11 protein-coding genes are annotated in these 11,994 nt (G+C 45.7%); 8 read left to right on the top strand and 3 right to left on the bottom strand.

The features are described from left to right. The first annotated feature begins 48 nt into the window (after nucleotides 1-48). A complete protein-coding gene (locus CEF13_RS27720) occupies nucleotides 49-684 on the top strand; it encodes a VC0807 family protein (protein ID WP_102715935.1) in 636 nt (211 codons plus the stop codon). A 70-nt stretch (nucleotides 685-754) separates the two neighbouring features. On the opposite strand, the gene CEF13_RS27715 is transcribed toward CEF13_RS27720, so the two are convergent. Beyond that, complete coding sequence (locus CEF13_RS27715) at nucleotides 755-1,177, bottom strand: MarR family winged helix-turn-helix transcriptional regulator (RefSeq protein WP_102715933.1); 423 nt, start codon at nucleotides 1,175-1,177, stop codon at nucleotides 755-757. Nucleotides 1,178-1,371: 194 nt separating this feature from the next. On the opposite strand from CEF13_RS27715, the gene CEF13_RS27710 reads away from it, so the two are divergent. The 4 genes from CEF13_RS27710 to CEF13_RS27695 all read left to right on the top strand — a co-directional run bounded on the left by CEF13_RS27710 (nucleotide 1,372) and on the right by CEF13_RS27695 (nucleotide 4,488). After that, nucleotides 1,372-1,827: a CBS domain-containing protein gene (locus CEF13_RS27710; protein ID WP_102715931.1), complete on the top strand. Its 456-nt coding sequence runs from the start codon at nucleotides 1,372-1,374 to the stop codon at nucleotides 1,825-1,827. Between the two features lie 271 nt (nucleotides 1,828-2,098). Continuing rightward, on the top strand, nucleotides 2,099-2,584 hold the full coding sequence (locus CEF13_RS27705; protein ID WP_102715929.1) for a sensor histidine kinase: 486 nt from the start codon (nucleotides 2,099-2,101) through the stop codon (nucleotides 2,582-2,584). 29 nt (nucleotides 2,585-2,613) lie between these two features. After that, entirely contained in the window at nucleotides 2,614-3,222 is a 609-nt protein-coding gene (locus tag CEF13_RS27700) for a GGDEF domain-containing protein (protein ID WP_102715927.1), read from the top strand. 123 nt (nucleotides 3,223-3,345) lie between these two features. Next, nucleotides 3,346-4,488, top strand: a complete 1,143-nt coding sequence (locus tag CEF13_RS27695; RefSeq protein WP_102715925.1) for a glycerate kinase — start codon at nucleotides 3,346-3,348, stop codon at nucleotides 4,486-4,488. Between the two features lie 199 nt (nucleotides 4,489-4,687). Here CEF13_RS27695 and CEF13_RS27690 read toward each other — a convergent pair whose 3' ends face one another. Next, nucleotides 4,688-7,588: a family 78 glycoside hydrolase catalytic domain gene (locus tag CEF13_RS27690; protein WP_243864797.1), complete on the bottom strand. Its 2,901-nt coding sequence runs from the start codon at nucleotides 7,586-7,588 to the stop codon at nucleotides 4,688-4,690. A gap of 140 nt (nucleotides 7,589-7,728) precedes the next feature. On the opposite strand from CEF13_RS27690, the gene CEF13_RS27685 reads away from it, so the two are divergent. Then, nucleotides 7,729-8,637 carry a helix-turn-helix domain-containing protein gene (locus CEF13_RS27685; protein WP_102715921.1) on the top strand — a complete coding sequence of 303 codons (909 nt, stop codon included), beginning with the start codon at nucleotides 7,729-7,731 and terminating at the stop codon, nucleotides 8,635-8,637. 98 nt (nucleotides 8,638-8,735) lie between these two features. Here CEF13_RS27685 and CEF13_RS27680 read toward each other — a convergent pair whose 3' ends face one another. Next, the gene (locus CEF13_RS27680; RefSeq protein ID WP_102715920.1) at nucleotides 8,736-8,936 is read right to left on the bottom strand and encodes a hypothetical protein; all 201 of its coding nucleotides are present in this window, start codon (nucleotides 8,934-8,936) and stop codon (nucleotides 8,736-8,738) included. Between the two features lie 122 nt (nucleotides 8,937-9,058). Between CEF13_RS27680 and ade the strand changes: the two genes are divergently transcribed. Further along, complete coding sequence (gene ade, locus CEF13_RS27675) at nucleotides 9,059-10,852, top strand: adenine deaminase (RefSeq protein ID WP_102715918.1); 1,794 nt, start codon at nucleotides 9,059-9,061, stop codon at nucleotides 10,850-10,852. 528 nt (nucleotides 10,853-11,380) lie between these two features. Further along, the gene (locus tag CEF13_RS27670) at nucleotides 11,381-11,944 is read left to right on the top strand and encodes a CcdC protein domain-containing protein (RefSeq protein WP_102715916.1); all 564 of its coding nucleotides are present in this window, start codon (nucleotides 11,381-11,383) and stop codon (nucleotides 11,942-11,944) included. Nucleotides 11,945-11,994: the final 50 nt, after the last annotated feature.

Raw genomic sequence — 11,994 nt, 5'->3', positions numbered from 1 at the left:
TATGAAGCGAGAAACGAGCGTTGCACTCTAATATGCCGGGTGAATGATGTGAGAAAATTAGCCAATCGACAAATGACAATCCTAAGCTTGCTAATATCCATTGTGATCAATGGATTAGTACCATTCCTTCTATATACGTCGCTCAAACATGTAATGCCAAGCCTTCCTGCTTTAATAATAGCAACGTTAGCGCCTCTCTTAGAAAATATATTCCTTCTATTAAAGCGAAAGACATTTGATATTTTTGGCTTAATGATGCTGGGGAGCATCGTGCTCAGTATAGCATTAGCTTCAATGGGCGGAGATGAGAAGCTGGTGCTCCTTCGCGAATCATTCGTAACCGTGGCTATTGGCTGCTGCTTTATCGTCTCACTCTTCTTGCGGCGTCCGCTCATTTATCATTTGTCGAAACGATTCTTAACCGGGATGAGTGCGGAACAGCTGGAAGAACGATGGGAAGTGCCTTATTTCCGATTTGGATTTCGCTTGATAACATTGGTATGGGGTGTTCTGCTGTTAGCGGAGGCTGCTGTCCGAGTGGTGCTGGTCTATCAGATTTCAGTAGAGCTGTTTCTCGTAATCTCCAGCAGTATGTTATACGGTACGATTGGCTGCGCTGCCATTTGGACGATGGGATACCGGCGGTATGCGAGGAAGAAGTACATACGCATTCATAACAAATAACCCAAACCAAAGATGGCTTGGGCTATTTGCTTTTCAAAGGGTTGAGCCAATGGCTATGAGCAGAATACATTTAGATGAAGGTACGATTAAATTTCTTCATGAGTTGGCCGAACATTTCACGCTCTTCGTCAGACCAATCCTGTAATAACTCAGTTAATTTTTTTCTTCTGAACTCCTTGTTTTCCAACAATTCCTTTGTTCCCAGTTCGGTAACCTGAAGGTAGTACGCTCTTCCATCGAGCGGGTCTGGGACGCGGACAACATACCCTTTCTGCTCCAGAGCTGCTGCTTGTCTGCTGACGGTTGAAATATCCAAATGGAATTCATCCGATAATGCTTTAATGCCGGCGGATTGGAGGTGAGTGATTTGCTGCAGAAGCAGGTAGGCAGACCGATCTAAATTGCCGATCTTTTGATAGGTTGTCATTGAAGTGATAAGGCGTAGCATGAGTGCCATTTCAAATTCAATCGTTTCTAATGCATGTTCATCCATATGGTTACTACCTCACTATTATCGTTATTTTCAAACTCTTTGTTAACATACCAATCATCAAGGTGTATGTACAATATAATCGGCTTAGATTCATTGACAAGCCTATGATTAGTTGTATAATACAATCATATATATAGTTTCATGATACAACTTGTTTGATGAGGATTCAAATATAAGGTAGGAGGATGATTTTGATGAAAGCTCATGAAATCATGATTACCGATGTGTTTAAAGTTACGGAGCAGGACACCATCCGATCCATTCTCAAACAATTTATTGATAACAGAATTAGTGGTCTTCCAGTAGTCAACAATAAAAATGAAATTACGGCATATGTAAGCGACGGAGATATTATGCGTTTTATTGGGAAGCATAAGGATTTTGTCATAGACACGATTTATTATATGGATGTTATTAAAGGCGACGATGATGAATTTGAGGAAAGAGCAAAAAAAATTGTTGATTTAAATGTGATGGAAATTGCTCAAAAAAAGGTGCATAAAGTGAAATGGGACGATGAGGTTGAAGATATTGCAGCTATTTTGGGGAAAAAGCGAATAAAAAAGCTGCCGGTAGAGCGTAACGGGAGATTAGTTGGAATAATTAGCCGCGGCGATGTCATTCGAAACTCGTTTAAAGGCCTATTGTAATTTAAGATTTTGTAGCAGAATGAAATAAGGGAAGCGAATTGGACATGAATGGTTCAGTTTGGCTTCCCTTTTTGTTATGTTCAGGAGGGGGATCAACAGAAGAGTTGGGTTTAATATATTAGGCTTTGCCTGGGCCTTGTTTAGAAATTGTTCAGAACAATAAAATATAATGAATTGAGATAAGTGTCGTAATATTTTAAATTCGATAGCCTCGCTTAGCGGCAGTGATACGTCGAGGATGGTTATTCTGTTGGAGGAGATTAGAAATTAATTGCAAAGAAGCTTTAATTCCCGAAATTTAGAACGCGTCGTTCCGCTGAAGCATGAGCTCGAGCTGTTGCATTCTTATTTGTATATCGAGAAAGAACGCTTCGGTGACAGACTGAAAGTAGTCTGGGACATTCCTGATTGTATATCCGTAGAGGTTCCTCCACTTTCGATTCAGACCATTGTGGAAAATGCAGTTCGGCATGGCGTTATGGCTCGTTCCAGCGGAGTTACCATATGGATTTGGATTGCTGATGAAGCCAACTATACAACCATTACGGTTATGGATAACGGCATGGGCATGAGTGAGGAGAAGCTGAGTCAATTGCTTTATCCTTCATCGAAACAAGTGAAGGGAGCAGGTCTGATTAGTACGGATCGGCGTTTGAAGCAGATATACGGCTACGGGCTTTACATTAGCAGCGAGCTGGGGCAAGGAACGACGGTAACCTTCACAATTCCGAAGACTGCAGTAAAGGGTGCTGAATAATAAGTGATAATGTGGCGGGTGATGAAGACATGAATGCAGCATATCCTTATATTTCCTATATAATTTATAGTATTGGAATCGTATTGTTGTTCGGGGCAGCGATAGGTTTGCGGTCTTTACTCATTGAAAGGTCTATGCTCAGAGAGCTAGCCTATCGTGATACCGTTACAGGATTATTCAATAGAAACGGAATGGATTACTTCTGGTCCCATTTCAAGGGCAAAGAAAATATTGCTGTTTTATGTCTTGATTTAGATCATTTCAAAGAAATAAATGATACTTACGGACACGGGGCAGGTGATCTGCTGCTTCAAGAAGTAAGTCTGAATTTGCGCCAAATCACGAATAAAAATCAACTCGCTTATCGGATTGGGGGAGACGAGTTCTTATTCATTCTGAAAAATTGCGATATGAATAAGGTGGAAATTTTAGCTGGTTTGCTCTTAGACAAAATAAGCCGGCCCAGCTATATCCAAGGGCGTGATATAGCGGTTACAGGCAGCATTGGCATTAGTATTAGCCCAGGTCACACAGCAGATAGAGCTAGAATGCTGAAGGAGGCAGATATAGCGATGTACCAAGCCAAACGGCTCGGGAAAAATCGTTATTGTGTTTATAGGGGAAAAACGGATAGCTAGTAACCATGCTGATACATACAGTCCATTGCTTATGCTTACGACTTGTACATTGTTGAATACCATTTAGCTGTTTATAATAAATGACAATAGTGTATCAGTGGTGGTGGAGGAGGCAGGCATAGGGTGAACATAGTCGTAGCACCAGATTCATTCAAAGGCAGCTTATCAGCTCGTGAAGTAGGGAACGCGATTGAGAGAGGGATCAAACGAGCGATTCCGGATAGCGTTGTCACAATCATTCCGATGGCTGATGGCGGCGAAGGGACGATGGATTGTCTAATCGATGCCACTCAGGGCCGATTCGTAAATGTATCCGTGCAAGACCCATTGGGGCGAACCATCGACTCTGGATTCGGCATCTTAGGCGATGGTACAACCTGCGTTATTGAAATGGCAATGTGTTCGGGCTTGTATCTAATAGAGGCTCATGAACGAAAACCGATGAGAACGACCACCTATGGGGTGGGGCAATTAATAATAGCTGCGCTTGAGCTCGGCTGCCGCCGTTTTATTATGGCTGTGGGAGGTAGTGCAACGAATGACGGTGGAGCTGGAATGCTGCAGGCTTTGGGCGCAGAGCTGCTGGATGAGGAAGGGCGTCAGATCGGCCATGGCGGCGGAAGCCTGAATAAGCTGGTGGAGATTAGGACGGAAGGCCTCGATTCACGTATCGCGGAAAGCCAGTTTATAGTTGCATGCGACGTGGACAATCCGTTCATTGGCCCCAAAGGAGCTTCTGCTGTATTTGGTCCGCAGAAAGGTGCGTCCCCCGATATGGTTGAGCAGCTCGACCGTAATTTGAAGCACTTCGCTAACGTTATAGAGAGGGTGCAGGGCGTTGCCATTCACAATCTACCGGGTACAGGGGCGGCGGGTGGGCTGTCTGGAAGCATTCTTGCATTTTTGGACGGAAAGCTGGAATCTGGTGTATCGATTGTGACCCGGGCCGCGAAGCTTGAGGATGCTGTTCGACATGCTGACCTTGTCATTACGGGAGAAGGGCAGGTGGATTTCCAGACGGTGCATGGCAAAACGCCATACGGAGTCGCACGGGTCGCTTTGGCACACAGTGTGCCTGTCATCGTCTTGGCCGGCTCAGTGGGCAATGGAGTCGACAATTTGTACGAGCATGGCGTAACTGCGGTTGTAAGTATTGTTAATCGTCCTATGACGCTCGAAGAGGCAATGGAACAGACGGCTCCTTTATTAGAAGAGGCGGCTGAACAAATAATGCGTATCGTCACGCAGCCAATCATGAGACATTAAAAAGACAGTCGAAGGGAAAATCCCTTTTCGACTGTCTTTTCTTTCAATCGGGTTTCATGAAGATAAATTCAGATCCTTTTTTCATCATTTGATGTTACAAACTGCGAGCTGAGCCAATCGTGATCACTAGTTTAAGTTTTTGAAAATAACGCGTATATTTCACTATAAACGGCTGAGAAAGCAGCGAACAGTTTCATTTTTAAGGCTGCTGCAGAATGGTTTCCTTGATTTCCGCAGTGTAGCCTTCTGGAATTTTGATTTGCAGCTGCAATCCTTCTGGATAAGCGACGCTAAGCTTCATAGTTTGGTTAACCTCGTCAGCAGTCCAAGAGACGTCTATGCGTCCACCTGCCGGATGCGGCACACTTCCTCGCGCCCATTGCAGTCCGTTAGGGGCAGGCGCTATTTCAACTTTGCTCCAGCCTGGTGCAAGGCTTCTCACTCCGAGCACGTCTCTACCTAGGAAATAGGCAGGCGCGGATGACCAAGCATGGCAGTGGCTGCGGGTGAGCATGTCCGGATTCGCACGGTTTTCTAGGAAATTCGGATACTGCTCCCAGCATGTCGTTGCTCCATGCGCAATCATATTGCCGTAATTTGCCCGTATATCATCGAGCATTAAACCGACCTTGCCGATTTTGCCGAGTGCTTCATAATAAAAGAATGACATGAACGGGCTGCCGATTTGCACGAAATGAGCGGGGGGTGCTATGAGATAACGTTCCATGGCTTCCCCTCTTTTGCCTTGTGCCACACCCGTCAGCGATGCAACGACTTGTGTCTGCATGCTGAGCACGCTAGATCGTCTGCTGTCAGCATGAATACAGTCGATATAAGCTTGTTTCTCATCGTCCCACAAGTGTTCGTTGATGGCTGTATGAAGCTGCTCGGCTGCATGCTCGAACCGGGAGCTGCCGGCCTCATCGCCACTTAATCGTCCCATTGCTGCCGCTATGCGGAGTGTCCGAACGAGGAACATATTCTGATGAGTGACAATACCATCATTAGGCTGATCGATTGGCGACCAATCCAGTAAATTCCATCCTTTGATGTTGAACAGTCCGCTGCCGTCTATCTTCAATAAATAATGATCGAGCGTATAATGAATCTGTTCGTACATTTCTGCTGCGAAATCCTTATCCCCCGTCTGCTCATAATACTCATAGCATGCAATTGCCCAGAAGAAGGTCCAGTTCGGAATAACGCTGCTCCAGCCGCTTGGTACTTGATCTGCGAACAGCGGAGTCTGATGCTTCGAGCCCGGTACAAGCCGCAGGCAGCGTTTGACAATGTCCTGCACGCCATACAGATAAATGCTTACCAGCGCTTCATTACGACTGTCTCCGACCCAGAACGCCTGCTCATAAGCTGGACAATCGACAAAGGTGTCTTCCATGCAAAGCTTCGTCGTATGGCGGCTGATTTCCCAAATGTCGTTGAGGAGCGAGTCTGAGCATTCGAAACGTCCAATCTCTGCTACCGGATAATTGCTTTGGGACATGCTTACGCCGTAAATTCGTACAGGCTCAGCGGCGTTCCTGACGTTAAGTGCCATATAACGGAAACCTCTTCGTATGGGGCTCTCGTAAGATTGTCTGCCTGATTTGCACACATACCGCAGTGTATGGTCCAAACCGTACATATCTTGACGATAATGGTCCGCCATATATTCAAAGCCGTACCAGTCGAGAATGGTGCCTTCCGCTGCTTCCACCTCGAAGGATAGATAGCCTGAGTATTCCTTGCCGAAGTCTACAACAAGCTCTGTATCGTAGCCATCAAAAACGGGTACGATGCCTGCATGAATATTCGGGACAACCGCATTTTGCAATTGCAGCGGTACGGCCAGCTTCATATTTTCTTTTCTCCATACGCACAGGCTGAATACATCTGCTTCTGCTACATATTTCTCATCAATCGGCTGCAGCCACTCCTTATAGCCCGCCAGATCCTCTGGTTTTCTGACTAGTCTCATCAGCTCTTTGTAAAGTGGGTTTTCCCAATCTAACGGGCGGTTCTCCTGATGATCAAGCGGCATAACATGGTCAAATGGACCGATTCTACAAAATGCGGAATGCTCGGATAAAGCCGAGAGTGGAGAAATAAAGGAAAGCTGAACCGGATCATCCGCATATAAGCCCATTTGAAGCTTGCCGGTGTGTACGCCTCCAGAAACGTCAATAAGCAGGAAATTATCTCCCTCGCGCAGCTCAATATCTACATAACGCTCAGGTGCTTCACCGTAGTAACAATCGGCAGCCGCTTCTACTCCATTCAGAGAGAATGAACGCATGCATTCGAAGGAAGTAAGGAATCCGATTGTCGCTTTTCCTTCTTCACTCGCCCGGATTATCGTCGCAATGTATCCCGTGAATTGAAGGGTGTTTGCGTGCTCTTCGCTGCCCGTCACAAGTGCATTACGTACGTCAATCGCGGTAGAAAGGCTGAACGTTCGCACTTTAGCAAGCTCCTCGACACGAACGGGATAGACCGCCTCATTCGTAAGCATGGGAATGTCACGCGGCTTAAGCCCCGTCCAAGGCTCCATGCCTACCTGCCCTAGGACGATGGCGTTATTCCAGCTGGAGTCATCATAGTTTTCAGCCATCCATTCGCCATCCCATGCGGATGCGTCGATATATTCTGAATAACCTTGTTGGCATGACATCCGCGATGCGCGAGGATGCTGCCCGAGGTGGCGTGAAGTCCTCCAGGTTGCGTCTGATTGCGCCGCAATAGTCCCATCTTCATAGGCAAGCTCAATGAGCAGGCCGCCTCTTCCTCTTATATAGTAAAAATTGGACACGCCGAAATGAAGTACCAGCACCGATATTGTATTTTTCTTGCCTGGTCTCAATAAATGCCCGACCTCATAAGTGTCATAAGAGAGCTCGAATGGCCATGATCGCACAGGCCCTCTGCCGAGCTGAGTACCGTTCAGGAACAGTACATAACGAGAATCTGCAGTAATCCGGAGACTGCCGGTGCCAGCGCTTTCCTCCGGCACATCGAAAGACTTTCGGAAGCATCTCCATTCATTCCGAGGGCTGCTTTCTCCATCACCCCAGATCCATTCCGCTTGCCAATCACGATTGATCATCTTCATCTCGCCTGCCTTGTCTATTGGAATTAATTTGTATTATAAAATAAACATCCATTGAATTTATGGGTTGATTGCGACTTTATATAGGTATACGATGACATCATGGATATTCAGCTGCTAATGAAGGATGAGAGAATATGAAGAAACCAAGCCCGAGGCTGGAGAGAGGGGATCAATTTTTTTCCAATGGCCTTTCTCTATATGTTAATCGCGTCTACGAGAGGTTTGATTTGCCGGAGCACGAGCATGACTTCGTTGAGATAAGTTACGTCTGGGAAGGAAGCGGCTTTCACTATATTGAGGATCAAACGATTCGTGTCAGTAAAGGGGATTTATTCTTTATTCCTATCGGCGTGTCACATATTTTCCGGCCATCCGCGCATCATTCCAAAGATCCGCTCATTATCGGAAATTGTATTTTTGATGAGAAAACCTTTCGTTTTCTTACTTCCATCCTGCCAGTAGAGTATGGTTTATACTTCTTCCAACACATTCATGCAGAGACGAATCGTTGGATTCAGATGCGAGAAATATCCGGCGAGTATGGTCGGTTGTTCGAATCCATGCTTATAGAATTTCAGCGGAAGCGTAGGGGATATGAGACGATGCTCTGCGGCCTGCTCCTTCAGCTTCTCATTGAGATGGAGCGTGCATTGAATCGGGAGCAAGCAATCGTACATCCTTCAGCTGATAAAATAGAACAGATTCATCAATACATAAGGGATCATCTGCATGAGAAGCTCACAATTGCTGCAATTGCCGAACATATTGGTCTAGGTAAGAGACAGCTTCAGCGCATTGTGAGCAGTTATACCGGCCAATCTCTGACGGCCCTTATTCAGAAAGAAAGAATTGAACAAAGCGGCAAGCTGTTGTCCGATCCACGACTAGCCTCACTCACCGTTGCGGATATTGCTTCTCGCGTAGGCATTCATGATATGAAACGATTTCACCAGCTGTTTAAGCTGGCAATGGGCGCTACACCAGCCCGCTATCGCCTTGAGAAGGCAGCGCAAATGGCAAAAATAATGACAGAAGCGGAGTAAGCAGCCCTAAGCAAAAGCTATATGCGTCACCGCCTGGCCAGGCATAAACGAAACGAAGCTTGGGCTCCTAGGAGTCCAAGCTTCGTTTCGTTTATGTCTTACTCCTGATGATCAGAAGCATGATTGGCGGATTGATTTTCATTAAAAACCTCTGCTGCTTCCTCTGCAGAAAACTCGGTATCAAATTCACCCTTTTGAGGCATTTTATTCAATTTAGTCGTCTGTACTTCTGCTTTGGACGGTTCGTTAGATTGATTAGACACGAGGACACCTCCTTCTCCAAAAATAACAACAACCATAGACTTCCACATGAGGGCTTATTTCATGCATGACCGTACAGCTTGAGTGGTTCTGTGATCAAATATGATGTATATTGTTATTCAAATGAACAGGAATGACGATCATAAAGGAGTATAAAACGATGTCTCTAGTGAAAAGGAATAAATTGTTTGAAGTGAGCAGAACGCTGTCAAAGGTTGCAAGGGGAGAAGCTTCTGCCGATTTAGTCATTAAGAACGGAACGCTGGTCAATGTGCATTCGGGAGAGCTGCTGGAGCAGATGGATGTGGCTGTCGCTGCTGGAAGAATTGCTTATGTTGGGAATGCGGACCATACCATTGGAGCAGAAACAGTGGTCATCGATGCCGCTGGAAAATATATAACGCCAGGATTTCTAGACGGGCATATGCATGTTGAAAGCACGATGCTTTCCGTTACCGAATTTGCCAAAGCTGCATTAGCCAAAGGAACAACAGGTATTTTTATGGACCCGCATGAAATTGCGAATGTATTCGGCGCAGAAGGCGTAAGGCTGATGCATGAAGAAGGACAGCAGCTGCCGCTTAAAGTGTTTACAACTTTTCCATCCTGCGTACCGGCAACTAACGATCTGGAGGATGCGGGTGCCAGCTTAGAAGTTAAGGATATAAAAGAAGGGCTGCAATGGGAAAATGTGATCGGGCTGGGCGAAGTGATGAATTTCCCCGGAGTCATATTCGGCGATCCCAAAATGTGCGGAGAAATTGAAGAAACGATAAAAGCCGGAAAAGCAGTGACAGGGCACTTTCCCAGCGATGATGATCAGATGCTGCAAGCGTATATCGCATCCGGCGTAACATCTGATCACGAAACGGTAACGAGAGAGCAGGGCCTTCATAAAATAAGAATGGGCATGCATCTTATGATTCGTGAGGGATCAGCTTGGCATGATGTTAAGGAGGTCATAAAGGTCATAACCGAGGATAAGGTCAAGACGGACAATATTTCCCTCGTAACCGATGACGTAAATCCACAAACCTTAGTGGAGCTTGGCCATCTTAACCATGTCGTGCGTCGGGCAATTGAAGAGGGTGTCGATCCTGTAACGGCGATTCAGCTGGCGACAATCAATGTTGCACGCTATTTCAGGTTAGACCAGGACCTCGGCAGCATTGCGCCAGGCAAATGTGCAGATATTTTATTAATCGACGATCTTCAGAAGGCTGAGCCTTCGACTGTTATAACGGATGGACGGGTTATTTTTGAGAATGGACAAATTAGAGCTGCATTTCCGGCCTTTGTCTATCCAGAGCATATACGAAACTCAATGAATGTGAAGCGGGAGCTTACAGCCGAGGACTTTAAGCTGGCTAGCCGCAATAGCAGCGATCAAACGAAAATCAATGTGATCAAAATTATTGAAAACAGCGCCAGAACGGAGAAAATGACGGCTGTTCTCCCTGTGGAACAGGGAATAATCCAGCCGGACGCAGGCCAGGATATTATCCGTCTTGCCTGTATTGATCGGCATCATGGAACAGGTCAGATCTCACTCGCTTTCACACATGGTTTTCAAATAAAGTCAGGCGCAGTAGCATCTACAGTTGCGCATGACAGCCACAATTTGCTTGTCATGGGGATCGATGAGCAGGACATGGCATTTGCAGCCAATGAGCTTGTTAGATTAGGAGGCGGCATGATCGTTGTAGAGAATGGCAAAGTGCTTGCTCAAGTACCTCTGACGATTGCGGGCCTCATGTCGGACAAGCCCTTGCTCGAAGTGGTGGAAGAGGTTGCCCAGCTTGAACACGCTTGGCAGCAAATCGGCTGCTCATTAAACGCGCCTTTTATGACATTTTCCTTAATTGCCTTGCCTGTCATTCCTGAAATTCGAATATCCAATCGAGGTATTGTTGATGTCACGCAGTTCAAGCTGATTGACGTAGAAATAGATTGAATGAAAGAAGAGACTGTACAATAAGCCGAGCGGGTCTGCTGCACCTGCTCGGCTTTTTTTTTAACGATCGCTGCTGCTTGCTTAGTCGGCAGATGATAATGCGCAAGAGAATCCCATCGCCATATGAGCCCAAATTCACCATCTCCTCTGAGAATAGAGCTAATTACTAGCTCTATTTCGCTCAAAGTAACCAAAGTTTGTGGAATAGAGCTAGTTTCTAGCTCTATTTGGATCAGCCTTCGCCATATGAGCCCAAATTCACCAATTCCTCTGAGAATAGAGCTAGCCATGTACGTTAATAAGTTTGGTTTCCACCATATTTCATGAAAGGAGTATACATGATTTTAAATTGACACTTGACATACCGTCAGTCGGTCTGTATATTAAAGATAATAACAAACCGACCGACGGTCTGAAAACGTTGGTGGATCTCAATAGACTCCAGGATATAAGCTGCGAAAGATCGGCGGCAGGAGCAGCCATTCACTAACGTGTTATAGGAAAACAATAAAAGGAGTTGGATGAAAGATGACACAACAGCAATGGGATCTAATTGGTTATGCAGTATGGGCTTTAATTATTTGGGTGACGATTAAGCAATTTCGCCAAACTCGCAAGGACGTTACAGGAAGCGGACTTCGTCTGCTGTTCGGGGATTGGCTTATGTTTCTCGCCCTTCCTTGGATTGCGTATTGCATGGGAAGCCGAGCGACGTTGGAGCAGTTGTTCTGGACACTCGGTTTAGGGGCAATACTAGCGGTACCTTATATGGTTACAACCAAGTTTGAGAAAAGAGCGGATGGCGGTATTCGATTCAAATTCAATCCATTGTTCTACGTATTTTTGCTGGGCTTTCCCTATGCCCGCTATTTGATCCGGGATTATGTTTTTCATAAATATCCGATTCTTACGGAGGCTTACCGACCTGATATCGAATTAATGCTTGCGGAGTACATCTCTGTCTTAATCCTCTACACATTAGTATGGCGGCTTTACATGTATGCAAGCTATAGAAGAGCATTACGCACAAGCAGCCAATCTGCAGCAGTATCACAAACTGGCATGGATCAAGCTTCTTCTATTCATGACTGATTTTGTTTGCATTTGAAAAAACCGACCGTTGGTATATAATAAAGGAGATG

It is taken from the genome of Paenibacillus castaneae, from assembly GCF_002884445.1.
In the GTDB taxonomy this organism is placed as follows: domain Bacteria; phylum Bacillota; class Bacilli; order Paenibacillales; family Paenibacillaceae; genus Pristimantibacillus; species Pristimantibacillus castaneae.
Note: the sequence above shows the minus strand (reverse complement) of the source record. Positions and strands in the feature narration are given on the sequence as shown.